This window comes from Saccharomonospora amisosensis (assembly GCF_011761185.1).
GTDB lineage: Bacteria > Actinomycetota > Actinomycetes > Mycobacteriales > Pseudonocardiaceae > Saccharomonospora_A > Saccharomonospora_A amisosensis.
Genome location: NZ_JAAOYM010000001.1, coordinates 96,543 through 119,946 on the forward strand (window position 1 = coordinate 96,543; position 23,404 = coordinate 119,946).

Annotated in this window: 23 protein-coding genes and 1 tRNA gene; 3 read left to right on the forward strand and 21 right to left on the reverse strand. The window is 66.7% G+C overall.

From position 1 onward, the window contains the following. Positions 1-3: 3 nt before the first annotated feature. The 11 genes from fxlM to FHU38_RS00495 all read right to left on the reverse strand — a co-directional run bounded on the left by fxlM (position 4) and on the right by FHU38_RS00495 (position 9,416). Positions 4-1,266 (reverse strand): methyltransferase, FxLD system, encoded by a 1,263-nt coding sequence (gene fxlM, locus FHU38_RS00445; RefSeq protein ID WP_009156859.1) that lies wholly within the window; start codon positions 1,264-1,266, stop codon positions 4-6. Continuing rightward, positions 1,263-2,114 carry a thiopeptide-type bacteriocin biosynthesis protein gene (locus tag FHU38_RS00450; protein WP_009156858.1) on the reverse strand — a complete coding sequence of 284 codons (852 nt, stop codon included), beginning with the start codon at positions 2,112-2,114 and terminating at the stop codon, positions 1,263-1,265. The genes fxlM and FHU38_RS00450 overlap by 4 nt, the downstream gene beginning before the upstream one ends. Positions 2,115-2,141: 27 nt before the next feature. After that, on the reverse strand, positions 2,142-3,389 hold the full coding sequence (locus FHU38_RS00455; RefSeq protein WP_009156857.1) for a lanthionine synthetase C family protein: 1,248 nt from the start codon (positions 3,387-3,389) through the stop codon (positions 2,142-2,144). After that, the gene (locus FHU38_RS00460) at positions 3,386-6,538 is read right to left on the reverse strand and encodes a lantibiotic dehydratase (RefSeq protein WP_313886627.1); all 3,153 of its coding nucleotides are present in this window, start codon (positions 6,536-6,538) and stop codon (positions 3,386-3,388) included. Before FHU38_RS00460 ends, FHU38_RS00455 begins: the two co-directional genes overlap by 4 nt. 43 nt (positions 6,539-6,581) lie before the next feature. Continuing rightward, positions 6,582-6,767 (reverse strand): FxLD family lanthipeptide, encoded by a 186-nt coding sequence (locus FHU38_RS27870; RefSeq protein ID WP_009156855.1) that lies wholly within the window; start codon positions 6,765-6,767, stop codon positions 6,582-6,584. Positions 6,768-7,122: 355 nt separating this feature from the next. Next, positions 7,123-7,590 carry a hypothetical protein gene (locus FHU38_RS27875; RefSeq protein ID WP_009156854.1) on the reverse strand — a complete coding sequence of 156 codons (468 nt, stop codon included), beginning with the start codon at positions 7,588-7,590 and terminating at the stop codon, positions 7,123-7,125. A gap of 118 nt (positions 7,591-7,708) precedes the next feature. Beyond that, positions 7,709-8,176, reverse strand: a complete 468-nt coding sequence (locus tag FHU38_RS00475) for a hypothetical protein (RefSeq protein WP_167165542.1) — start codon at positions 8,174-8,176, stop codon at positions 7,709-7,711. 7 nt (positions 8,177-8,183) lie between these two features. Continuing rightward, positions 8,184-8,486: a hypothetical protein gene (locus tag FHU38_RS00480; protein ID WP_167165544.1), complete on the reverse strand. Its 303-nt coding sequence runs from the start codon at positions 8,484-8,486 to the stop codon at positions 8,184-8,186. After that, entirely contained in the window at positions 8,483-8,710 is a 228-nt protein-coding gene (locus FHU38_RS00485) for a hypothetical protein (protein ID WP_009156852.1), read from the reverse strand. Before FHU38_RS00485 ends, FHU38_RS00480 begins: the two co-directional genes overlap by 4 nt. After that, positions 8,707-9,045 (reverse strand): hypothetical protein, encoded by a 339-nt coding sequence (locus FHU38_RS00490; RefSeq protein ID WP_167165546.1) that lies wholly within the window; start codon positions 9,043-9,045, stop codon positions 8,707-8,709. Before FHU38_RS00490 ends, FHU38_RS00485 begins: the two co-directional genes overlap by 4 nt. A 110-nt stretch (positions 9,046-9,155) precedes the next feature. Further along, complete coding sequence (locus FHU38_RS00495; RefSeq protein ID WP_009156850.1) at positions 9,156-9,416, reverse strand: hypothetical protein; 261 nt, start codon at positions 9,414-9,416, stop codon at positions 9,156-9,158. 460 nt (positions 9,417-9,876) lie between these two features. Here FHU38_RS00495 and FHU38_RS00500 point away from each other — a divergent pair, with 460 nt between their 5' ends. Continuing rightward, on the forward strand, positions 9,877-10,905 hold the full coding sequence (locus tag FHU38_RS00500; RefSeq protein WP_157617316.1) for a hypothetical protein: 1,029 nt from the start codon (positions 9,877-9,879) through the stop codon (positions 10,903-10,905). Here FHU38_RS00500 and FHU38_RS00505 read toward each other — a convergent pair. The 4 genes from FHU38_RS00505 to FHU38_RS00525 all read right to left on the reverse strand — a co-directional run bounded on the left by FHU38_RS00505 (position 10,891) and on the right by FHU38_RS00525 (position 13,782). After that, the gene (locus tag FHU38_RS00505) at positions 10,891-11,925 is read right to left on the reverse strand and encodes an NAD-dependent epimerase/dehydratase family protein (protein ID WP_167165548.1); all 1,035 of its coding nucleotides are present in this window, start codon (positions 11,923-11,925) and stop codon (positions 10,891-10,893) included. The two genes, FHU38_RS00500 and FHU38_RS00505, sit on opposite strands and share 15 nt — an antisense overlap. Positions 11,926-12,180: 255 nt before the next feature. Continuing rightward, on the reverse strand, positions 12,181-12,678 hold the full coding sequence (locus tag FHU38_RS00510) for a DUF6933 domain-containing protein (RefSeq protein WP_167165550.1): 498 nt from the start codon (positions 12,676-12,678) through the stop codon (positions 12,181-12,183). A gap of 101 nt (positions 12,679-12,779) precedes the next feature. Beyond that, positions 12,780-13,367 (reverse strand): hypothetical protein, encoded by a 588-nt coding sequence (locus tag FHU38_RS26870; protein ID WP_208415500.1) that lies wholly within the window; start codon positions 13,365-13,367, stop codon positions 12,780-12,782. A 342-nt stretch (positions 13,368-13,709) separates the two neighbouring features. After that, positions 13,710-13,782, reverse strand: a tRNA-Lys gene (locus FHU38_RS00525). A 931-nt stretch (positions 13,783-14,713) separates the two neighbouring features. Here FHU38_RS00525 and FHU38_RS00530 point away from each other — a divergent pair. After that, the gene (locus tag FHU38_RS00530; RefSeq protein WP_167165552.1) at positions 14,714-15,133 is read left to right on the forward strand and encodes an Imm1 family immunity protein; all 420 of its coding nucleotides are present in this window, start codon (positions 14,714-14,716) and stop codon (positions 15,131-15,133) included. A gap of 54 nt (positions 15,134-15,187) precedes the next feature. Here FHU38_RS00530 and FHU38_RS00535 read toward each other — a convergent pair whose 3' ends face one another. From FHU38_RS00535 to FHU38_RS00560, 6 genes are all read right to left on the reverse strand, one after another. Next, positions 15,188-15,529, reverse strand: a complete 342-nt coding sequence (locus FHU38_RS00535; RefSeq protein WP_313886628.1) for a DUF397 domain-containing protein — start codon at positions 15,527-15,529, stop codon at positions 15,188-15,190. A 35-nt stretch (positions 15,530-15,564) separates the two neighbouring features. Beyond that, positions 15,565-16,440, reverse strand: a complete 876-nt coding sequence (locus FHU38_RS00540) for a Scr1 family TA system antitoxin-like transcriptional regulator (RefSeq protein WP_167165556.1) — start codon at positions 16,438-16,440, stop codon at positions 15,565-15,567. 1,079 nt (positions 16,441-17,519) lie between these two features. After that, positions 17,520-18,692, reverse strand: a complete 1,173-nt coding sequence (locus FHU38_RS00545; RefSeq protein ID WP_009156833.1) for an MAB_1171c family putative transporter — start codon at positions 18,690-18,692, stop codon at positions 17,520-17,522. Then, the gene (locus FHU38_RS00550) at positions 18,692-19,240 is read right to left on the reverse strand and encodes a hypothetical protein (RefSeq protein WP_009156832.1); all 549 of its coding nucleotides are present in this window, start codon (positions 19,238-19,240) and stop codon (positions 18,692-18,694) included. The genes FHU38_RS00545 and FHU38_RS00550 overlap by 1 nt, the downstream gene beginning before the upstream one ends. Continuing rightward, positions 19,237-20,064 (reverse strand): alpha/beta fold hydrolase, encoded by an 828-nt coding sequence (locus FHU38_RS00555; protein ID WP_009156831.1) that lies wholly within the window; start codon positions 20,062-20,064, stop codon positions 19,237-19,239. Before FHU38_RS00555 ends, FHU38_RS00550 begins: the two co-directional genes overlap by 4 nt. 92 nt (positions 20,065-20,156) lie before the next feature. Next, complete coding sequence (locus tag FHU38_RS00560; RefSeq protein WP_232285478.1) at positions 20,157-20,564, reverse strand: helix-turn-helix domain-containing protein; 408 nt, start codon at positions 20,562-20,564, stop codon at positions 20,157-20,159. Between the two features lie 277 nt (positions 20,565-20,841). On the opposite strand from FHU38_RS00560, the gene FHU38_RS00565 reads away from it, so the two are divergent. Beyond that, entirely contained in the window at positions 20,842-23,124 is a 2,283-nt protein-coding gene (locus FHU38_RS00565) for a helix-turn-helix domain-containing protein (RefSeq protein WP_167165558.1), read from the forward strand. Positions 23,125-23,404: the final 280 nt, after the last annotated feature.

The window sequence follows — 23,404 nt, forward strand, 5'->3', positions numbered from 1 at the left end:
CGATCATTCCCAGGTGACGGTCATGGGCTTGGTCGGACGGTCCAAGACAACCCGACTGGCGGTCGCGTCCGGCTGGGGCGGAGCGTCCGGAATAGCGAAACGGACGGTAGCCGAGCGGAAGCCCCGGTCCCAGGTGGCGATCTCGGTGGCGACCTGCTTGGCCAGTTCCTGTCCGCCGATGCCGTGGCCGATGACGCCGGCCTCGTAGCGCCTGCCGCCGTCCGGGCCGGGCTCAGCCGGGCGGATGGTGAGGTAGGCAAGGCTGCCGTCGGCGGCGGTGGTGGCCATCGCTACCGAGGGGAACATGGGCCGTACGAGGCCGCTGTCCTTCGCGGCAGGGGCGACCTCCATGCGCATGAGGGGGTTGGGTAGGTGGCATGCCAACCACAGGTCCAGCCACTCGAAGGACTCCATCGGGACGAAGTGCACGCCAGTCCACACCTCGTGAGCGGGGGTGTCGAACACTCCGGCGAGTGCATCCGGGTCGGTGGCGTGGTTGTTGTCCTTGTGGGTCTGCAACGTCACGTCGCCGGGGGAGAGTCCGGTGCCGGTGAGGTCGAGGACGCGGCGGGCGTCGTCGCCGAGGCCCCGTAGGGGCATGAAGATCGCCATCTCGCTGCCCAGGCTGCTCCAGCCGTCCTGGTCGCGTTCGAAGACGATGCTGCGCGAGGCGCACCCGCGCAGGCGCACCGGGGCCACCAGACGTCCACCGGGGGCGAGCTGGTCGAGCCACGCGGCGGGAACCTCATGGGCGCCCACGGTGGCGATGATGCGGTCGAAGGGCGCGGTCTCCGGGTGGCCGAGCGCGCCGTCAGCGGCGACCGCCTCGACGTTGTCGTTACCGGCTGCGGCGAGATGCTCGCGAGCACTGGTAACGAGGTCCTCGTCTATGTCGACGGTGGTGACGTGCCCGCTCGGGCCGGTGAGGGTGGCCATCAGGGCGGCGTTGTAGCCGGTCGCCGCGCCGAGTTCGAGCAGCCTCTCGCCGGGCTGGATGCCGAGTTGTTCGAGCATCATGGCGACGATCTTGGGCTGCGATGCGGCGCTGATACGAGTGCCGTCGCCCTGGTACTTGGTGTAGACGGGCTCGTCGGCATACGCCTCGGCCAGCGCGACGTCGGGCAGGAACAGGTGGCGCGGCACCCGCCGGAACGCCGCCTCGATGGCATCGGTCCGAATCGTGCCGTCCTTGACGAGCCGGTCGGCGAGCTGGGCGCGCAGTTCGTCGGCGGAGTCGGTGGAGGCGTCGCTGACCGTGATTGTCATTGCGGGGCCCTAACAGTGTCGGAGGTGGTGGTCCCGGCTGGTGCCTGCCGGGTAGGCGTGCTGTGGAAGACGGCGTTGACGGCCAGCGCGGCGAGCGTGGCCTGGTCAGGTCCGGAAAGGCCTGCGCGGTTGGCGTGGAAGATGAAGTGGTGCGCCAAGACCGCGCGCAGACCTCGCTCGAGATGTCCGTTACGAGCGAGTTCGGCGAGTCGGCGGCCCGCCGCATCGAACGCCGCCCACCACGTCTCGGGAACCTGGTCGGGTGCCACGTCGACGAATCTGTGCGTGTTGGTGGTCATCAATCGCCGCACGGCCTGGCTCAACCGCTCGATGCGTTGGCAGTCGGTGTGGTCGTCGTGGACGGTGGGCCGGAGTGCGGCCACCTTGGCCCAGACGTCGCCCTGCTCGAACCAGTCCAACCCAGCGGCACGCAGCATCGCGCTGAACAACAGGACGGTGGTCTCCCGCTGGCCCAAGGCGGCTGGTGTCGTGACGCGAGCCAGACAGTGGCGGCTGTCGTGGTGAAACAGCGTGTGCGCGATGTCCATCCCGGCGGGACCACCGAAGGCGACGGTCTCGGGTTCGTAGATGCTACGGCTCCAGTCGGCGACCTTCCCGCCAGCTTCCAGCTCGGCCAGCAGCGTGTCGACCGCGGTCGTGTCGGGATTTACCGGCTGGTAACGCAGCCGCCAGGCTGGCGTCTTGCGCAGGTGCCACCACGTGTCGAGTTCGCCGTCCTGCTGCGCCTGGTCGAGGGCGGGCGCTAACACGGTCGCGACAGTGTGCTCAGCATCGGGCGGGTCGGCGAACTTGACCAGGTAGTGGTGCCAGCGGCTGTCCGGCGGCATCGGCTCAGGGTCTCCTTTCTGGTCGGTTCAGGTGATCAGTAGGCAGGTGTCCCAGTCCGTTGTGGGCTCGATCGCGGCGGTGAGGGCGGCCAAGCCGACCCCCGCGGTACCTTCCAGCACGCCGGGGCTGTCTGGTGCGGCGTTGGTGCGAGTGCGGCTGAGCAGGTCGTTGGTCATTGCGTTGAGCCGGGTCGCGGCGGGGCCTGTCGTGTCGGTGGCGGCGCGGGCGGTGATGCGGGCGAGTCCGGCGTAGCCGTGGCACAGCGAGGTGTCGCTGACCAGCCTATGCTGGGCCGGGTCGGTCAGTGCGCTGATCAGGGCATCTTCGGCGATCTGGCGGCGCATCTCGTCGCCCAGAGCCAGGGCGGCGAGGTGCAGGGCGCGTGCGATGCCCGCTGTTCCGTAGCACCAGCTCGGGCGGCGGTTGGCACCGCTGTGCCGCACGTGCGTAGGCATCGATCGCGCTTCGTCGCTGGTGATCATGTAGGGCCAGCGTTCCCCGCCGGGAGTGTCGCTGCTCCATAAGTCCAGCCACGCGCAGATCCTTTCGACCGCCTCGCGCTGCCCGTCCACGCTGATGCCTCGGCGCAGGGCCTGGGCCAACAGTGCCAGCGGGCCGCCGATGCCGTGCGCGAGGCCGAAGTTGCCGTGGCCGCCAGGAAACTCGTCGTCCACGCGGCCGGTGGGACCGGTCAGGGTCCACCATCCCGGCAGCGCCTCGCCCTCGATCATTACCGGTTGTGTGAGGCGCACCAAGGCGCCCAGCACAGCCCCCATAGCGGTGCTGCCGGGGTCGTGGTGCAGCAGGTACGCGCCGAGACCGGCGAGGCCCCGGATCGTGTCGAACTCGGCCAGCAACGGCAACACCCCGGCGTCCATGCGCGTGTGCGCGGTGTCGGCGCGGGCATGGGCATCCGCGGCGATCTGCCGTGCCAACGGCCCGAGGGCGGACCGGTACGTGCCGGGGCGGACCGCAGCGGCGCCCGCGAGGGCGCGGGCGACGGCTGGCGCGCCATAGAATCCGCCAGTACTCGCCCCTGCCGTGACCGGCTTGCCGACGGCGATGGCTAGCCACTCGTGGGCGCGGTCGAACGGCCGGATTCCGACCGCCGCCAGTTCGATGTGCAGCAGCGCTATGCCGGGTGCCCCGTGAGCCAGGGACTGGTGCCACCACGGCTGGTCGGTGGGCAAGTCGGCGGCGCCGGGCTGTGCGAGGCGGTCGGCGACCTCCGCCGCGAACTCGACCGCAGCGTCCGAGGCGAGACTGGCGTTCATCGCGGCCCTCCCGTGCGGGCCGCGAATGTCAGGGCCGCAGCCCGCGCCAGGTAGAGGGACACCGCTTTGTCCTCGGGCTCGACGCCGCTGGCCCGCAGGAAGTGGGTGTGCAGCAACGAACCCAAGGCGGCGTCCAGGTCGACGCCCTCGGCGTCGGCCCCGGACAAGCGCGCTCGGTAAGCCGCCAGAGTCTCGGCTCGCTCGGCCCACGTCGCAACGATCGCTGCCCCGCCCGGTGCACCACGCAGAGCGCGGAAGTTTTCGCAGGGGTCGGCCAAGCGCCGTGCCTCGGCGAACACCGGCCGAGGAACAACGGCAGGCGGCTTCGCCGGGACGTGGTCGATCAGCCACCGCATCCCCGCCTCGATCCCTCCGGTGAACGCGATGGCGATGGCGGCGAAGTTCGCCGCAACCAGGGCGTGGTGGTCAGCGCGCATGGGCTGGGCGAGCTGGGCAAGCACAGCCTGGGAGTCGGCGGTGAAGACCGCCTCGGCGGCGGCCAGCGCCGCGCCCGCACCCCAGCGGCCAGTCTCCGGGTAGGAGGTCGCGAAGGTCACTTCGCGCAGCAAGCCCAGACGACGGAGTCGCTCGGTCCAGGCGCTGACCCGACCGGCGGCCTCGCCGAACACGGCCGGTTCCGAACTGGGCAGCGCGATCCGCAGGCGCAGGTAGTGCTCTTCGCCTTCACGGAACCGCAGGAACCACCACTGCGGCTGGTCCTTGCCCCACTCCTTGAGCAGCGTGGGCAAATACTCGGTGAGCACGGTGTTCTGGCGTTGCCGGTTGCCGTAGAGCTTGGCGAACAGCAGCGGCGAGGCACCAGGCGACAGGCCATGCTCACCGGGCCGAACGATCCGCAGCGGTGTCGGGCGTGACGGTCGCACCGTGGCCTGCGGCTGGCGGGCGGCCAGCGGCACGACGACCTCGTGGGCACGGCCGTCGAACCATCCGGTGGCATCCTCGATGGGGCCTTCCTCCAGCACCGCATAGGGACTGGTGATCAGGTGCTCGCGCAGCAGCACTCGGTGAGCGTCCTCGGCGAGATCGAGAGGCAACCGCCAGTCCCCGTCGGCCAGGAGCACCGCCTGCGGGAGGCGACGGCAGGTACGCCAGTTGGCCAGCGCGGCGTCCCAAGCCTCCCAGTCGGCGGTCCGGTCGGGAAGCTCCGCAGCAGACAGCCGCCACCGTGCCGGGGACAGCACGACGCGGCCGGAACGGAGCCGGGGCAGGAACGGCAGGGTGGCCGCCGCGCCCCAGTCGAAGTCGGTGACCTCCGCGTCGTCAGCGCGAGTGAGTTCTACGAGGAAGCGAGCCAGCGGTGGGGTGTGCTTGCGCAGGTTGAGTGCATGCGTAGCCCACACGTCCACCCTCGCACCGAGGCTAGGAGCGGTCAGGTACAGCCGGTCACTGTCACAACTGACCGCCAAGTCCGCCGGCGTGAGCACTGTTCCTGCGTCGGTACCGCGATGCTCGGCGAGGCTGACGACTCTCGGCAGAACCCGGACGGTGCGGGCGACGTGCGCGGTGGCGGGGTCCAGCGGTGGAAACGACAACTGGGCCGATAGGGCTTCGTCCGGTCCCCGCGGGGCAAACAGCGGTTCAGTCAACGCCTGGCGGTCATGCTCGTCGAACAGGTACAGGAAGCGACCGGTGACGATGCTGGCGGACCGAGAGACCGAGGTAACCGCGAGCTGAAACTTCCCCTCCTGCAAGGCCAGCATGCTCGGGCAGTCCACGCGGGCACACAGCTCCAGATGCGAGGGCAGTCGCACCGAGTGCACCGGCACCTGCTCGAGCTCGGCGATCAAAGGCTCATCGAGGACAACTTCGTGGTGTCCGTCCAATGCTGCGGCTTGGGCGACCGCCAGTAGGTGCTCGTCCCGAGACCTCCGCTGCGGGCGGGCGGCGGTCTTGGTTGCACCGGGATAGCCGTCGGGCCAGCCGATACCGCTGTCCGCGACGACGTCCAACAGCGGAACCTGTGAACCGGCGCCGAACCGCTGGTAGAAGCGCCGGTGATAGTCCGCCCACGTTGTCGTACTCCTGGGGTGGGAACTCAGACGTGCCAACAGCCGTGCGGCACGTTCGGCTTCACAGGCGACCGCGTTGGGAAGCACCACGTCCAGGTCCAGCCGCAGGTCGACCGTGACGGGGTTTCGCCGCGACGCAGTCAGACAGCGCATGGCAGCAGCGGCGTCGGCGCGCAGGTTGCGCCGAGTCCCTGCGCTGCCGTGCCGATGCTGCCGCAACTGGCCGTAAATGTCGTTCAGCGTCGCGCGCTGCTCGGCCGCGACCTCGCCGACCGCCGCCAGCGCGCGCACCAGGTGCCCCAGAGCATCGGGCTCAGTGCTCGGCGCGTGAAGGTTGGTGACAAGCGCACGGCGTGTGACCAGCGTGGTGAGCAGGTCGGTCACCGTGCCTGCTGCGGCGTGTGGAAAGTCGGTCTGCACTTTCGTGCGCAGGTCACCGAAGCGGATCGGGTCTCGCGCCGCGCACACGGCCGTGCGTACTGGGCCGGTGTATCGGAGTTCGACTTCGACAGCGCCGGTGCCCCGGTTGTCGGTGGCCGGCTGGTAGGGCACAACAAGACGCTCGCCTCGCACCATCAACGTGGTGTTGGCGACGACGAGCAACCGCTCCAGGACCGCGGGCTGCCCTTCCAGGTGGCTGATGACCTCGGCCAGCCATCCGGCGTCAGCCCCAGCAACTGCCTGGTGATCATCACCCGAACGCTGGGATGGAACCGAGGCGAACCGTGCGGCGGAGACCCCGGCAAACAGGCCGTTAGGAGTCGGACGGCCGGTCAACCGCACCAAGTAGCGCACCACTGACAATGTCGCGCGTCGTAGGTCTCGCTCGCTGCCAACCCCTGCGCCACACAGGCTGTGGACGCGCTCAGCAAGCACTGGGCTCGCGAGACTGATGGCATCGCGGACCGCGCCGACTCTCCACACCTGACGGAGCCAATCAACCCATTCAGTAGCAGTCCCGGCCCCGCTCGCCGTCAACGTCGGCCACGGCGGGAGTTCTAGATCGCCCTGAGCGACAGCTCGGACCAACACGCCACTCGCGGCTCGGAAACCGACGCGGTCGGACAAGGCCGTGGACACCGGGCACCTTTCCAGAGGAGACAGAGGGATGCCGGGCACCCACCCACCATGCTGCGGGCGGGCGTCCGGCCATTCGGGACAATCAGGCGGCGCTGATGCAGGTCGACTTCTCGCACGTATGCCCGCAGCCGTCATCCGTCATGTTGATCAAATGCGCCGGGTCCACCACCTCGACCAGCGTGATGTCGAGATCGAACTCCGAGCCCGTCGCGACCTCCGCGGCAGGCGTAGTCACCGTGGTCTGCGACCACTCCGTCTGAACCGTCACAAATCCTCCTTCGTGAGTTTCACGCTCCGAGTCCGGCGAGTGGGACACCACCGCCAACAGACACACCAGCCCGGAACTCAACTCGATGTGCCTAGTGCTCCCGCCAACGCACGCGCGAGCCGAATCCATCGAAGTGGAGGGCAGCCCCACCACCACACACCTCTCAACGACACGTCCCGGTGAAAAACGTTTCCAGATGCTCGGGCTGTGCCAAGGCGAAGCTCGCCCGACCGCAGCGATGCCAGCCAACTCCTAATGATCATCGACAGCCAGAGCGACCATGCGGCGACGATGCGTCGTCAATGAGGCGTTGCGCCCCATGACTTGCACAAACACCTTGTTCACGGGGCCGGTTTCACTTGGTTCCGTGGCGCTCCTGGTTGATCTGGTTCACTCTGTGCACGGAGACGCCGGCGACGTTGGCGACGCTCTTGCGCTTCTCCCCTGCGTCGCAGGCTGCGCGGATGGCGGTGCGCCACACGCTGTCCGCATGGTTGGTCTCGGCCATGGCTCGTTCCCGTTCCTTGGTGGCGTGGGCCAGCTGCCCGAGTGCCGTAGGGTCTGGGTCCTCCATCGCGCGGCCAGGGAGGTTGAAGGCGCGGGACACGGCTTGCTCGATGTCGCCGCAGGCGATGCCGCCCTCTTCGGCGACGGTGAATCCGAGTTCCAGGAGCAGGAACCCGATGCGCCGCAGCCAGGGTAGGGAGTCGTTGTCGCCCGCGTCTTTGCGGGCGTACCAGGGGCCGGTCTCGCGTTCGACCGCACGCCGCAGTCGCGCGAGCACAATGTCCAGGTCTGCTGGTGGCGGGCTACCTTCGGTCATGACTCTTCCAAGATTCGTAGCGAACTGCACGTCAGGTTGGGTTTCGGCAAGGTGAGACCCGGCAGGTGAGGGAAAGGGGGTAGCCGACCGCACCGACCGGGGGCTTTCCCTGCCGCGCTCACGGCTCGGCAGGGAAAGCGATCATCCGACGCCCCAACTCGGCCACTTCCTGCCCCGTAGCGTTGATCGCGTGCCAGTCATCCGGCGCGGCCTGATCCAGGTGCACGAGCGCGCCGATCACGGCGTACCACTGCTGACGCAGCGCATCCACCTCGACCGGCGTGGCCGGTGGCGCGGCCTCGTCCCACGACATGTGACGGCAACACTCCAAGATCCCGCGACCGCGGTCGTGCAGATCCTCCATCTGGCCGTGGCTGCGGCTGCACCACTCGGACAAGGTCTCGACCATGGCGTGCCACTGCTGATGCGACATCAGCCCGACCGTCTGAGGCACGCAGGCGGATCCGTCCGGCTGGTTGGCCACGGCGCCGGCGAACGTGGCGGCCCGATCGGTCAGGACCAGCAACGCCGGCGCCAACTGAGCGAGGGGGGCGAGGGAAGCGGCTGTGTGTTGTTGTTGTTCCACGGTGTCGTCATCTCCAGGTCTTGTTCCGCAGGCCGTGCAGCACACGCCGCACGAGTTCCTGATCAGGCGGTGTTGGGTTGTAGAAGGCTCGACGGGCATCCGCCACCACAGTGCGTGGCCTCAGCCGCCGGGGCAGTTGCCGCATCCTCGGCGCTTCGTGTCGCTGTTCAACGACCGCGAGGTCGTGACATGCGGGCCAGATCGGCTGTGTCTCGGCCAGCGTGGGCGCCACCGCCCGCATCGGCTCGGTCGGCTGACCAGGGTTGATCCACTCGCCGAAACGCTGGCGCGTCGTCTGGCTGTCGGTCACCGCGCCGGGGCAGGCTCATGCTCGCCACCGTCGCCGAAGCTGGCCCGCAACGCGCGGGCGAGTTCGTCACAGTCGGCGGCCAGTTGCAGGGCCTTCTCCCCGCTCGCGAAACCGGTGGGGGCACCGGCGGTGACCGCGAGGTCGTAGGCGATGCGCTCCGCGCGGGTGACCGTGCGGCGAATCAAGGGATACAAGGCGACGGCAGGGGTTCGCGCGGTGCTCACCGGTACTCCTCCACGAACTCGAGGGCGCACGTGAAACACCCGAAACCGACCGGCACCGTGGTGCCATCCATGTCGGTGACACGAACCGTCGCGCCGCACAAGGTGTCGCAAACCCCGTCGGGTGGTGGCGACATGAGCGCAGTGAGATGCTGTATCCGGCCGATCACTGGTTTGAAACCAGGCACGTTGGCGAAGTCCGGCAAGGTCAAGTCGATGGACTCGGCCACGTTCCTGATGTCGCCAGCAGGGGCGGCGCGGGGACGCACTTTCCTCGCGGTGCAGACGCCGCGGTTCTGTGATCGGACGCGGAACCGGCGTCGCCAGATCTTCCTCATCGTGTTCTCCCTGAAGACACGCGACACGCGTGCCTGTAGCTCGTGACTGGATGCTGTGATGTCGGCCGCGCACAGGCGGAGCAGGGTCCGTGCCCCGGCGGTGTCGCGTTTCAGCCAGCCGGAAGGGACAACAGCCCCTCGACCACATCAGCGAGGGAGCCTTCGCTGCGCCACAGTTCATGACCGTCCCAAGCCCAGCGCACAGCGACCGCGTTGTATCGGTCGAACACCTTCAAACCATCCACGCAGGTCGGCCAGTAGCAGGCGGCGTCGAGGCGCACGAGGCAGAAGGTCTCGCTGATTCTGTGCACGAACTCCCACCCTGAATCGACCATGTCGATCAGGCATTGCAGCTCCGGGTACAGGCGCACCGACTCCCGATGTGCAGCGGCGGTCGTTATCACGCTGGGGACGCTAGGGCCGCGCACTCGGACAGCGGGAGGTCGCAAGGGGGTCTCTTGGGGGACGTTGTGGGGACATAGCCACCGGAAGGCGGGACACAAGCCGTTCGCTTGCTTACTGTGGCATCAATCGTCGGGAAGGGGAGCTGTGCACCAACAGCCACGAACTCGGCTTGAACAACTCGTGCAGGGTGCCCACCTCGCCCTACCCGAGTTCTGCCGCCAGTACCGCCGGGTGGCGATCACCGTGGGAGAACACGCGGACATCACGCCCCGGCAAGCGCGGCGATGGCTGTCAGGGGTGGCTAGCCTTCCTCGACCACAGGCCCGACGGGTACTTCAAAGCTGGTGGGAAGAACCGGTGGAAGAGTTGTTCGGCCCACCGCTCCAGACCAATCCGGTCCGGAAAGTCTATGCACGGGAGCTACTGATGATGACGGGACGAGAATCCTCCAACCACGCACTCAACGCGGCGTCGGCCATCGAACCAGCGGCGCTGGAGTCCCTGCACGCAGAAGCAGCCCGACTGTCGCGGGTTCACCTGAGCAACTCGCCGGTCCAGCAACTACGGGAGCTGGTCGAGCTGCGCGACCGCGTGTACACACAACTCGACCGGACCCACAAGCCGCGGCAGAAAGCCGAGCTGTACCTCATCGCGGGGCAGGTGTGCGGGTTGCTGTCCGGGGTCGCGTTCGACCTGGGGCACGGCGACAGCGCCGAAGAACTGGCGAGGGCCGCGTTTACCTACGGAAACGTGATTGACCACGGTTCGTTGTGCGCGTGGGCACGAACGTTGACCATGACTGTGCTGTTGTGGAGCGGCCGTTACCGGGAGGTCATCAGCGTGGCCGACGGCGCGGAAGGCGTCGCCCCACACGGGACTGCTCGGGCAAGGCTGCACGCGATTCGTGCCCGAGCGTTCGCGCACCTTGGGGCCGAACGGGAGGTGCGTGACGACCTCGCTGCAAGCGCCAGCGAATTGGACCGGGCTGGCGGGGACGAGTTGCTGGACGGGGTCGGGGGCGAGATGGCTTTTGACCGTGCACGCCGCGCCTTGTCCGCCAGCGCCGCTTTCGTGGCGCTGCGCGACGGCACCCAGGGTGAACCGGAAGCCAACCAAGCCATCGCTCTGTTCGCGGACAAGCCTGCCCACGAACAGTGGCAGGCCGCGCAGTGGTCAGCCAGGGCGGACCTGGCGGCGTTGCGGTTGTTCGCCCGTGACCTCGCCGGGGCGGAAGCGGCGCTCGCCAACGTGACGAACCTGCCCGAGGAACACCGCACGAACGCCCTTACACAGCGGTTGCTGTCCATCAGCCATTTACTCAGCGGGCGTGACTTCGCACGTGCACCCGAGGCCATCACCATCCTCGAAGCTATTGACGCGTTTACGGACCGGGCGTTGCCGTCCACGTCGGCGTCGCTGGAAATCCCCAGCGCGAGAGAACTACCGAGCGCGTAACACGCGTCGATGCCCTGCCAGGATCGCGGCCTCCTCCTCCGGAGTGATCCCGAGTTCGGAGGCGCGGTCACTGGCAACCAAATGACCGCCGTCCGCAAGCCACGCGGCGGTGTCACGGACCGTTTCGACGATCGGCCGCGTGGTGAGCCCAGCAGCGCGGGCCCGCGACGAGTCCACGGCCCACGCGCCCGCGTGAGTGCGCCACAACGGCAACCCTGTCCACTGCTTCACATGGTGCGCCAACAGGATTTTGGGATGCACCCAGTGCACCTCGGTCCCGTCCGGCGCAGGCGCGGCCTCCCGGCAGGCGTGGATGAAATCGGCAAACGTGTCCGAGCCATCGCCGGTGACGTTGAACGTGCCCGGCGGCGCCGACAGCACGAACGACGCAACGTCACGCACGTCGACAGGCTGAATCGCCCGGTCGGCAGGTTGGGGCGCCACCACGTTCCCGCCACGCCGCATGCGGTTCAACCACCAGGCCGTGCGCCCCACATACTCTCCCGGTCCGAGGATCACGCCGGGGCGCGCAATCACCGCACGCTCCCGCCCGAACGTCTCCAACACAGCGACTTCGCATCCGGCTTTGCCGAAACCGTACGTCGTGGGTGCGGGATCACCGTTGTAGCCGGGTTCGGGACCGGCCGTTGCAGAACACGGCAGCGTGGGGGAATCCTCGGTCAGCGGCTGAGTAGGCCAGCCTTCGTACGCCGACACCGACGACACCACGACGTACCGCGCGGCAACCGGCTCCAGTACCTGAGCTGCAGCCAGTGTTTCCCGTGGCGTGTAAGCCAGGTTGTCCACCACGAGGTCGAACGGGCCGCGCTCGGTCAGCCTGCGCATGGCCATCGGGTCCCCGTAATGACCGTGGACAACCTCAACGCCGTCCGGGGCCGCGCCGGACTCAGGACGACCACGCCGGAACACCGTGACATGCCATCCGCCCTGGACAGCGGTTTCAGCGACGGTGCGGCCAAGGAACCAGGAACCACCGAGGACCAACAGGCGACCAGGCATGACGGTCATCATGCCGACCGCGGGAAGCGCGGCACAAGCACTACACACTTGCCGACGAAGTTGGCGGGAACGGACGATTACGGCCGTCGTGTTCTGCGGGAGCGGCGACGTGCGCGCGCAGGGTCGCGTCGCGGATGACGCGGCGGTTGATCATCAGCGTTCCAGACCGGTGCGCAGGACCGTCGAAGTCCAGTAAGTGCTGTCGATGTCCTGGGCTATGCGTACAGATGAACGTGCCTGGTCGCGTGCTCAGTGTCAGGTGGTGATCGCTTCCAACCTGGCGATGAGTTCGCGGTCCGGGCTGACGTTTCTGCTGTACAGCGGGCTACAAGGGGTCGCGGCCAGCCAGGCCGAGAGTTCGACGAGGTCCACCGTGGAATCATCGTGGTGGTGGATCTCGGCCAGGCGAGTGAACTCAGTCATGACGCCCACCACGCTGCGGTTCGCGGTACCACCGAGCTGAGCGGTCTGCATGTGCTGCCGTTCCTGATCGACGAACGAGACGGGAGCCTGGTAGACGGTCAGCGCAGTGCTGATCTGCTCGGCGATCCTGCTGGTCAGGGTCGCCGCAGGTGCCAATGGCAGCAACACGGGCAGCAACGTCGTCTCGTTGACCAGCAGGGCGGCCCGTGGCCGCCAGAACAGGACGGTGGCATACCACGGACCCAGCAACGTCGTGCCCCGATCGTCGTCTCGCGCGGTTGACGGACCCGCCAGGCGCAGCAGCTTCTTGGTGGCACGCACGGTCAGCACCCACCCATCCTCTCCCACCCACGACTGCGGCGGGCCAGGCACCGGCTACGGATGAGGGCGACGTTGCCGGGCACTGCGGCAACGTCGCCCTTCGCCGTGAGTCACGCGGCACCGTGGGCATCGGCCGTGCTGAGGAGTTCGGGACCTGTCGCGTGAGCACCGGCGAGTGCGACAAGCGCTTCGTCGAGCGGGCGCCGGACGGCGGAGTTCAGGGCGGCGCACTCGCTGTCGATCTTCGTCGCGGACTTCTGGATCGTGGCGGACAGCTCAACGGAACCCGAGCCAGCGCGTCTACAGACTGAGACGCTCGCTGTGGCGGGGGCTGGCAGCGTGACAGTACGGTCCAAGGTGACGGTGGCCGTGGCCTTGGGACGGCGTTTAGAACGAGCGATTCTGATCGACGGTCTCGGCCGGTCGATGCTGTTCTGGTCGGTGTCCCGGTGCAGCGTGACGTGCTCGGTGATGCTGCCGGTCTTCTCCCCGGTCGGCACGATGCCGATCATGGGCACGAACCCGCAGAGCTGGCTGTTCTCGGCCCGCAGAGGCGTGTCGTGGCGGACGACGGCGACGCTGCGGGTCTGGCTGCGCCAGCGCAGCGGAACCACGAGCGTGCCGCCGGGGGCGAGCTGGTCGAACCAGGCCGGGCAGGTCCCATGGCAGGCCGCGGGCAGGAACTGGTGCCGGGGCACGGCCCGGAACGTCGGTCACCTGCGCTCGGAACGCAGGTGACCGACGACCGTGGGATGATCTTGTCGTGGGGGCGTGGCCAGGAGGACGAACGAACCCGCCATGCCCTAAGCCCGCTATAGCTGGCAGCGGCGGCCGATCAGATCGCCGAGATCATCACCAGCCGCACCCACAACCAGATCAAGGCACTAGTCGAAGCCCTCGTCGCCAAAGTCACCATCACCGGACCCGACCGGCTCAACCCGGTCTTCCGCATCCCCAACACCGCAACAACGACAGGACCGCACCGTCCCTACCAGCGGAAACGGCCCCGAACGGAGTGGTTCGCGCAATGGTTAAATCGGTGGGCCGCCAGGGGCTCGAACCCTGGACCCAGGGATTAAAAGTCCCTTGCTCTACCAACTGAGCTAGCGGCCCATACACAGTTTAGCGGGACGCCATGGGGCGTCTGCCAACCCCTGGGCGCGCTCGTTCAGCGAGCTTGGTTGGGTCTTGGACTCCATGCGGATGGCGGCTGACTGTCCTGGCGTCGCTGGCCCCGCAGCCGGGTGGCCATGCTGGGTTCTGGAAACCTTTGCCACCGCACCTGCAAAGACTGGCGAATCCAGATCGTTCCTGGTCTGAAGCGCTGCCGGAAGGCGCAGGCTGTCCCTGCGCAGAGAGCGATATCTCCCGTACCGATCGTATTGTCCCGGAACGGGTGTCGGCGTCCTATGAGTGCGACCCCAACGTTCGGCTCGTGAAGCAGCATCGGGTCGAAGTTGTCGGGCTGGTTGCGATGGCCCATGACGCGAGCCGCGAGGAACTCATCCAGATACCAGCGATACTGGACCGCTGTGCTGAGCGAATCAGAAGCTACGCCAGCGGCATCGGGGCGAACCCAGCGGCGAGGACAGTGGGCGCCACGACCGACTCGGTGCCTACCCAACCAGGTGGAAGGGCACGCTCGGCCCCGCCTCGCCCCCCACGTCCGGGCAAAACGCACGGGCGATGGTGCGACAGCGACGGTAACGCCGTGGTGCTGGAGAGCGGAAAGGGCGGTGAGTACTACGAGGCGACCCGCGCACGGGGGGTAGCACTGGGACTCGCCAAAAGGCATCCCGAACGCGGAACCCTCCATCGCCCGCCACGTCGAGACCCAGTTTGTCTCGCGGATGATCGATCAGGGCATCGAGTACGCCGAGATCGAGATCAACAGGCCGGTATGCGGAACTACTCCAAAGGACCAGCAGTAGATGGAGACGTGCGACAAGCAACTACCTCGGTTCCTACCGCCAGGATGGACACTGATCGTCAAGGACGGATCAAACCCGACGGGCAGGAAGTACGTCGGGCAAGAGGCGGAGAAATGAGCATCACCTCAGGCTGGGCCGTGACCCATCCGGACGGCACCTATGAAGGCAAGAACACGACCCTGCGGACACCACAAGACGTCGCGGCGTTCGTCGCCAAAGTCGCCGCCGCGGACCCGTACGCCGACTCCATCCGCGTGATCCACAACGACCGGCCACTCGCGGATGCGGAACAGGGCTTCACAGATCATGACGTCTTCGCCGCAGTGGTGGACGGCTTCGGCTACCTCAGCCACCAGGACCAGGACAACGCCAAGGCCTTCCCGGTCGGGGACCCGGATTCCGCTGGATGCGAGTTCGACGACGAAGACTTCCCCGCAGGGTCAGGCTTACCGCTTGATCAATTCACCACAGCGCTCGTGGAATTCCTACACACCACCGAACGACCCACCAACGTGCGGTGGACAAGCGGATAGCCACCATCGGCACCGGCCAAGGCAAGCGGATCCGGCAACCGTGTCCAGCCCGAGCTACCCGGCAGCCACGATGGTGAACTGGCCATGCCGGGCTCCCGCAGTGAACGCAGCCCATTCGCTCGAGGTGTAGGTCAGGGCCACGCCGCCGCTGCTCGCTCGAAGCCGGACGGCTCCGTCATCAAGGTGCTCGATCCGCACGGCATGGTTACTACCAGCCGCTGCGACCCCCAAAACCTCGTCGACGAAGCCCTGCCACTCAGTCACCGAGATGCTGATCACGGGCCCAACCTCGAGATCCTTGCTGTCGCGCAGATGGACCAAAGGTCCGTCGAAGCGGACTTCCACGCACGTTTCCTGTGACGGGCTGAAGCGTGATTTGAACCAGTCCGTGTACACCCATACGGCGCTACCTGGAGTCTCTGGGTGAGAGTTCATGATGTGGCCCCCAACTCACTACGGATCTGCTGGACAAGCTCAAGTGACCGAGCAGTATCGAGTGCGACTGACTCGAACACTTCATCAAAACTCGCTGAGCACTCGCGGATGACCTGCGGTTTGTCGATGAGGTTCCCGGTGATGGCGGTCTCCTGCCAAACCAGATCAGGTAGCAGCACGTTGTCGAAGCTGAGCATCGTCAGCGGTCCACCGATCAACGGATGCGCATCGGCAGCGAAGGGTACGACATGGAGGTCCACAGTGCTGTCGGCGCGGCTGCAAACCCCGATGAGGCGGTCAAGCTGGCGACCCAGCGCGGGGCCGCCGACCTTCTGGCGCAGCGCTGCCTCACCCAGCAGTACGTCCATACGCAAGCGTGGCTCGTCCTCGAGAAGGGCCTGACGAGCCAGGCGGGTCTCCAACCGAGGCCCGACGTCCACGGGTTTGATGTAGGGGCTCCCGGCACGAATCGTCGCGCGGGCGTACTCGCTCGTTTGCAGCAGTCCAGGAACCGCAATGGGGGACCACACGCGAACCCCGCTGGCGCCGGCCTCGATGCCCAGGAATCGCAGGAACTCTTCGCTGTAGAGCTCGCTGTAGTCGTGCCACCAGTTGCGCTGTTCGGCATTGCCACGCAGGGTTTGCAGCAGGTCGCGTTCTGCCTCAGTGAGTTCGTAGGTCTCTGCCAACTGGGTAAGCTTGCTCGCGGTGATACGCCGCTTCCCCGCTTCTATCGCGGAGAAGTTGGATGGGGCGATCCCGACTGACTTGGCTACCGAGGTGGCAGTGAGCCCCAGATCCCTTCGAGCCTGCCGCAACCGAATGCCCAGCTCCCACGCCTGCAGCGTGCTCGACACCGGCCGCGTCGCCATTCTGACCTCTCCAGTGCTCGTGGGCTGACTCCGCACATCTTTTCGCAGAGTACGCCACCAGCCGATAACAACACCCATCTGGTCGATATGGCTCTGATAATTATCAGAGTAAGTTCGACATTATCTAGACCATGTATTCGCCGCCCTTGCACATTGCCGAGCTGCTGGGCTGCGGAGCGGAGGTGGAGACCTCCCGAATAGGCACGTCAAACGCACTTAGGAGCGGCGATGAGGCTAGGAAGCCGACAACGACGCCATGGAGTACTGGCCCTGCTCGCACGGCTACGATGGCAACCGAATCCGCAAGCATGGACGGTGCCATGCCGAGACGAGGACGGGCGGCGGGGGCATGTCCGGGTGTCAGTGGGCGAACGCGGTCCCCAGCTGACGTTCAACGGGGCAGGGAAAGCGGTATTCGATCCGCTTGCTACGGGGCGCCTGCGCGGGGCGCTTCGCGAAGCGATCGAAATCCATGCGCGACTGGCTAATTCAGATGCTCAGCCAGAGCCTCGGCGACATCCGGGACCCGCTGCCACACCACACTCAGCGGAATCCGAAACACGCGCGGACGCTACCGAGCGGGTTCAGGTGACGTTGACCTCGACGGTCCAGGATCACGAAGCACACGGTCGCCACGTTCGCCACCACACGCCCAAGCCGACACCACCTCGGCTGGTTGACCCTACGGACACGGGTGAAGTGCCCCTGCGAGAGGTGGCCTGACATGGGCGCCGCAACGCACATTCCTCACAGGTATGACCCGAAACCGTCAGCCCAGAGTCCAAGCTACCGCCCCCGCAGGCAATGGCGCCGTCACCGAGCGCGCGAGAGCAGTGATCTGCATTCGACGAGAACCGAAGGCCACCGCAAGAGTTGTCCTCGGCCAGTATTCGAAGCGCGGAAGCCGACACCCACTGCGGAAACTCGCAAATGACACGCGATACCACGGAAGGTTCAGAGCCGACGGTGCTCTTCGAGCAGGTCCTCCAAGACTTGAACAAGCCCGAAGCCAACGCTGTCCCGCAGCGAGTATCCGGGTTCCGCGATTGGTGGGTCCCTATGGTCGAACCAGTGCTGCCTCACGTGGATGCGGCTGAAGACCCAGGCGGGCGCGACGATCGATGCCGTTGACGCATACGGCGTTGGCGATCGAGTGCGCGGGACAGTGCGAGCAGTTCTTGTGTGTCGGCGTCCATTCCGTCGGCTGCCGGGGCGGCGATCACGGAGACCGGTGATACTTGCGTTGCCTGGGCGCTACGGTCGAGGGCGTCCCGGACCAGTTCTGCTTGCCGAGTTGGGGTCTTGGTGGCGTCGGCTGGCTCGGTGATGTAGGGGCTGAGGCAGACCAGGCCGTCGCGGCATTCGATAACTCGTCGGTAGTAGCGCAGTCTCATCTGGCGGATGTGGAAGGCCTCGCGGATCGGGTGTGTCGGTGGGAATAGTGCGATGTTGGGAAACCGGTCACATACTGCCGTCCACAGGGGCCGTAGTTGCCGGTAGCGGCAGCGTACCTCGAACCACAAGCGTGTTTTCACGATGCCTGTTCGTATGCCGGGATAGCCGACCCCGATGAAGAAGACACCGATGCCGGTCGCCAGGAGCGGGGTTGTCCATGTTCCTGTGCCCGGCAGTGGGTCTGTTCCCAGTGTGAGGCGTCCGGAGGTAGAGATCGAGCGTGGCAGGTGTGTTCCAACGCAGCACACCACGAGCCCGGCGGCGGCCACACGCAGGCTCAGCTGGGCGCGGGAGCGGGTGTGGCTGGCTGCGCTCCAGGCGAGGTAGGCGCCGCGCGCTGTCGCGTAGGCCAGGTAGACGTTGCCGATCAAGTAGAACGTCAGCACTGCCGGGTCGTTGTCGTGGGTGCCTTCGTAGCTGGCACCGCGAATGGCGGGGTTGGTCGCGGCGAAGGTGGCGATGAGCCCGGCGCTGGTCAGCAGCGCGAGCGCGACCTCAAGGGGTCCTCGGGAGCTCACCATCGACGGGGACACAGCCGATTGCAGCAGCACGATCAGCAGTGCGAAGAAGAACGTGAGGATCACATTCTGAATCAGTTTCGGGAACTGGCTCGGGAAGTACTCCGGCGATCGGGCGAGGCTGAAGGCGAGCTGCGCCGACAGTGCGAGGAACACCAGGGCGACGCAGGTGGTGACCACACGCAGGTCCTTCTCGTGCGGAGCGCGGAGGAGTTGAGAGGTCTTCCATATCACGGCGATCGCCGAGGCGGCCCACATGACGACGCTCGCCACGACCATCAGAGCCATCCTTGATGGTCGTCGAAGGCGCCTTGGAGTCGCCGGGCAGTAGCGGTTTTGCGGTCCGGGGAGATCCGCAGCGCCTCAAGGAGGGTCGCCCACTCCTTGATGACCGTTGCCACCATCTCGGCTTCGCGTTCGTGTACGGGACCGTAACTGTCTCGGCGGAGGGCGCGTCGCACTGTCTCGGGTGGAATGTCGGGGAAGATCGCGCTCCATACGTCGTTGTCGTTCTCGTCGCTGCCGTGGCCGCTGATGATGTGGCCGATCTCGTGCAGAATGATGTGTTCTTGGTGGGCTGTGGTGGTGTCCTTCTGATACAGGATGTAGTCGGCGTCCACGGTAGCGATCCACAGGCCGAACACGCCGGGTGCCGGCAACGGGTAGGGGATGAGCTTGATGGGACGACGTCGATGCTCAGCCAGCCGGTCGCAGAGCACCCGCACATCGAGCGGTGTGTCGATGCGAAGCTCCCGCAGGAGTCTCCTCACTCCGCGGCGCAGTTGGAGGTCGTTACGCCACCCTCTGGCCCCGACCTCGCCTTTCATGACGATTCTGCCTGTGTGAACAGACGTCTGAGCTCAGCGGCGGTAGCCCATGGGTGACTGATCAGTCCGTTGTGTCCTCCGGGGAGTTCGATCAGGGTGCGGCCCAGTTCGTGTGCGAGGTGGGCGGCGCACCGGTACTCCCACTGGCCACGGGACGCCGTGCCACCGGTGGGGATGATCGTGGTCGAGCCTGCCACGGCCGCGATCTGGGCGGCATCCAAGGTCGCTGCTCGCACCGCGGGAAAGTCATGGTGAAAGAAGTGGCTGAGGGTGGTATCGATGTCGCCTATCGGCGGGGCCGGGCGAGCTCCCTCCTCGGCGACCGCCTGGCCGTTACCGGTGAGGGACGCCATGTGCCGAATAGCTGCCCGGACGTCCTGGCGAGCCAGGTCGGCCACCCGGTCCAGCGCCGCCTCCTGTGCCGGATCGTGGACCACGGCGCTCATCGGAGGCTCGTGCGCGACCAACGTTGCGACGAGCCCGGGATGCTGCACTGCCAGATGAAGCCCGATCAGCGCACCGATACTGGCGCCGACCACGCGGGCCGGTTCCCGGCACACCGCCGTCAACAGTGCCGCCGCGTCGGCGGCGTGCAGTGACATCGCGATCGGTGGCGCCTCGACGGAGGCGGGGCTTCGCGACAGGCCACGGCGATCGTAGGAGATCACCCGATAATGCTGTGCGAGTGTTTCGGCGAGTTGCGCGGTCGCGCCCGCCTCGCCCACACCGCCTTGAATGATCAGCACCGGAGGACCTTCGCCACACGACTCGTAGTAGAGCTCCGCGCCTTCGGTCGCGATCGTCCCCTGCTGCCCACGTTGCACTACCGACCGACTCCCCTGGTTGATGTCGATAAGCAATCATCGGCAATTCCGAGAATCCTTGTCCACGCCACAGCGACGCCGGACCACACGGTTCACCCGGACGAGTCGTCGGTATCCCGGTGAGCCTGGAAGTCGATGTACTCCATCACGCTACGTAGCTTGTCCGGGGAAAGCTGACTCGCGCGAGCGGCGATCCGCCGCACGTTGTTGTCCCCCAACTTCGCGAGCAGCTCGTGCTGCCGGTTCAGCTCCCGGCCTCTCGCGGAGTCGTTGAAGAACTCCAACTCGACACCGAAGAACGCGGCGATCTTCACCACGAGTCCATGGCTGGGCTCGGACTTGCCTTTGAGCAAGTCGTAGATGTAGCCCTTCGATACCCCGATTTTCTCGGCGACCTCCGCCTTCGAGTATTGCGTGCCGTCCTCGCGTTTCACGCTGCTGAAGAGGCGGTCGAACTTCATGGCGAACGTGTCGCCAGCTCGCTGTTCCGACGTGGCCAACTGCTCCCACACCTTCCCTTGTCGGGGTTCAGCTCTATCAGACTATTGGGGTCAAGCAGTCCGAAATAATTGACACCCGGATCGGTTCACCTTACGCTCGATCTCCATAGTCAACTATATCGGACACAGCGGCTTTGGGGAACGGTCTGGGCGGAGATCCGGCCCGTGCCACACACAGCCAGGCCCGATGTTCGCCGTAGCCAAGGAGAACGGGCAGGTGCCCGTGACGCTTCTTCACCGGCGTGCTGGGGAGGCTGATCTTCTCGGGGGGAGGAGCATGAGGTCGATCAACTGTTTCGCTGCGGCGGTGCATCGCTTGCTGCGGGAGAGAGGTATGACATTGGAGGACGTGGCGGCGAAGGCGAACTACAGCCCGAGCTACCTGTCCAAGATGATGCACGGGCGGCGCCGGTTGCTGCCTGCCGTGGTCAGCAAGATCGACAAGGTGCTGGACGCCGATGGGGAGCTGGAGCGGATCGCGCTGTTCCAGGACGCCGACCGAGTCGCACCACCGCGGCCGAGGCAGCTGCCGCCCGCGGCGGCCGAGTTCGTCGGGCGCGAGGACTACCTGCGCCAGCTGGACGACGCGTTGATCGCACATGACCAGCCCGGCGTCGCACTGACCGTCGTGATCGAGGGCGGTTTCTGGGTCGGCAAGACTGAGCTGGCGCTGCGATGGGCTGCTCGGGTGGAGCGGCGTTTCGACGGCGGGTGCTTGTATGCCGACATGCGTGGTCTGGCCCCCGGCGTGCCCGCTGATCCCGGTGAGGTGCTGGATGCGTTCCTGCGAGCCCTCGGCGCCGGGAGCGAGGCTCTGCGCGGCACCCTCGCCGATCGCGCCGCGCGGTACCGGTCGCTGCTCGCGCAGCGGCCCGCCCTGGTTGTGCTCGACAACGTCGCAGGCTACGAACAGATCCAACACCTGCTGCCCGGCGCGGGCAGTGCCGTGGTTATCACCAGCCGCGAGCACCAATCAACCTTGCTGCTGCGCAGCGGCGGCCTGCACCTCGAACTGGCCCCGCTGAGCCCGGATGAGGCGCTCACGTTGTTGCGCCGACGACTCGGCGACGCCCGGGTGAACGCGGATCAGGCCGCCGCCGAGGCCATGGTGCGCCGATGCGGGCGCCTGCCTGCGGCCGTGTTGATCGCGGCCGAGCACATCCGCGAGCGTCGCCACGGCTCGCTGAGCGAACTCGCCGACAGGCTGGCCACCACGGAAGGCCGGCTGAATCTGTTCAGCTCGTCGGATCCCACGACCAACATCCATAGCGTGCTCGACGTGTCCTACCTCGCCCTGCCGCCACAGGAGCGACGGGTGTTCCGACTGCTGGGTGTCAGCCCTGCCCATCTCGCCAGCGCCGAGTCCACGGCCGCGCTTACCGGTTTGAACGTTGCCGCCGCACGGGACACGCTCGGCGTGCTGCGCCACGCGCACCTTCTCGATAACGCCCAGGCGGGCCGGATGCGCATGAACCACCTGCTGCGCGCCTACGCCTCCCAGCGGGCCATCGACGAGGAGCCGCCATCCGAAGTGGAGCGTGCGCACGATCGTGTGCTGCGCTGGTACATCGCGACCGCCTGGAATGCCAGCAACGCGCTGGCTCCGCATTGGTCAGGGCCTGCGCTGGCCCCGGAAGACGGTGGTGACATCGAACCGCTGAAGTTCACCGACAGCGGCTACGACGGCGCGGTCGCCTGGTGCGAGGACGAGGTCCAGACAGCGATCGACATCGCCCGCCACGTCCGTAGCCGTGCTGCGGGCGACGCGGTGTGGCTGCTGCCGACGCTGTTCCTGCCGTACTTCTACCTGACCAAGAACTGGGGAACCTGGCTGACCGCGGCGACCGAAAGCCTCGCCGCCGCCCGCAGGCTCGACAGCCAGCGGGGTATCGCCTGGTGCCTGCACAGCCTGGGCTGGGCCCAACACGAACTCGGACGTACCGACGAGGCCGTGACCAACCTTCGCGAGGCACTGCGGCTACGCACCGAACTCGGCCACACCGACCGCGAACGGGGTTGGACTGCCTTCTCCCTCGGCGCGGCCTACCTCGCGCAGGCCCTGCATCAGGAAGCCCAAGACTGCTTCGCCATGGCCGACACACTCTTCGCCGCACAAACCTTCGACTTCGGTCTCGCATTCACCCGCGCCGTTCTGGCCCGCCTGCACCACGCATCCGGCGACACCGCATCGGCGACCCGGGCAGCAATGCAAGCTCTCAACCACGCCCAGAAAGTGCCCTCCCCACCCGTGCTCAGCCTCGCCCACCACCACTACGGACTGCTCCTGCTCCAGCAACGGCAGCACCGGATCGCGCTGACCCATCTCGACACCGCGCTCAAGCTCCGTCGCGCCGGACGCGAACGCTGGGGAGAAGCCGAAACCCTGATCGCCCGCGCCGAAACCCTCGCCGCCCTGGGCGAGCCGGAGCGCGCCCGCGATTCCTACCGCGAGGCTGCCACCATCCTCGAAACCCTGCACGATCCCCGCGCGCTCGACATCCACCTGCGAATCGCCACCCTCAACGCCCGCCTGCGGGACAGCGACGACCTGGTGGTCTGAAGACCAAGCAGCTCGCCACACTCCTTCCCAACGCCACCGGTTCGTTTGGGGAAGCGACGCGCTGGTGATCTGCTTCCTGGTCGGACCTGGAAGTTGGCCTGTTCAAGTGCCGACTGATAACGCTTACTCGATACGCCAGGAATGCCACCAGCGATGACGATCTACTGCTCAGGAATGCGGATCGACGCTGCTGAGAATCGCTCTCATCTGGACAGGATTGGGACAGGACCGGGACAAGAACAGGACAACTTTGTCCTCGTCGATTCGTTCCCGAGTAAGC

What these genes read in the sequence shown, in the direction of transcription:
- fxlM (WP_009156859.1), bottom strand. Translation starts at nt 1,266, where the DNA reads ATGACAATCACGGTCAGCGACGCCTCCACCGACTCCGCCGACGAACTG.
- FHU38_RS00450 (WP_009156858.1), bottom strand. Translation starts at nt 2,114, where the DNA reads ATGCCGCCGGACAGCCGCTGGCACCACTACCTGGTCAAGTTCGCCGAC.
- FHU38_RS00455 (WP_009156857.1), bottom strand. Translation starts at nt 3,389, where the DNA reads ATGAACGCCAGTCTCGCCTCGGACGCTGCGGTCGAGTTCGCGGCGGAG.
- FHU38_RS27875 (WP_009156854.1), bottom strand. Translation starts at nt 7,590, where the DNA reads ATGACCGAAGGTAGCCCGCCACCAGCAGACCTGGACATTGTGCTCGCG.
- FHU38_RS00490 (WP_167165546.1), bottom strand. Translation starts at nt 9,045, where the DNA reads ATGAGGAAGATCTGGCGACGCCGGTTCCGCGTCCGATCACAGAACCGC.
- FHU38_RS00500 (WP_157617316.1), top strand. Translation starts at nt 9,877, where the DNA reads ATGATGACGGGACGAGAATCCTCCAACCACGCACTCAACGCGGCGTCG.
- FHU38_RS00505 (WP_167165548.1), bottom strand. Translation starts at nt 11,925, where the DNA reads ATGCCTGGTCGCCTGTTGGTCCTCGGTGGTTCCTGGTTCCTTGGCCGC.
- FHU38_RS00530 (WP_167165552.1), top strand. Translation starts at nt 14,714, where the DNA reads ATGAGCATCACCTCAGGCTGGGCCGTGACCCATCCGGACGGCACCTAT.
- FHU38_RS00540 (WP_167165556.1), bottom strand. Translation starts at nt 16,440, where the DNA reads ATGGCGACGCGGCCGGTGTCGAGCACGCTGCAGGCGTGGGAGCTGGGC.
- FHU38_RS00545 (WP_009156833.1), bottom strand. Translation starts at nt 18,692, where the DNA reads ATGGTCGTGGCGAGCGTCGTCATGTGGGCCGCCTCGGCGATCGCCGTG.
- FHU38_RS00550 (WP_009156832.1), bottom strand. Translation starts at nt 19,240, where the DNA reads ATGAAAGGCGAGGTCGGGGCCAGAGGGTGGCGTAACGACCTCCAACTG.
- FHU38_RS00565 (WP_167165558.1), top strand. Translation starts at nt 20,842, where the DNA reads ATGAGGTCGATCAACTGTTTCGCTGCGGCGGTGCATCGCTTGCTGCGG.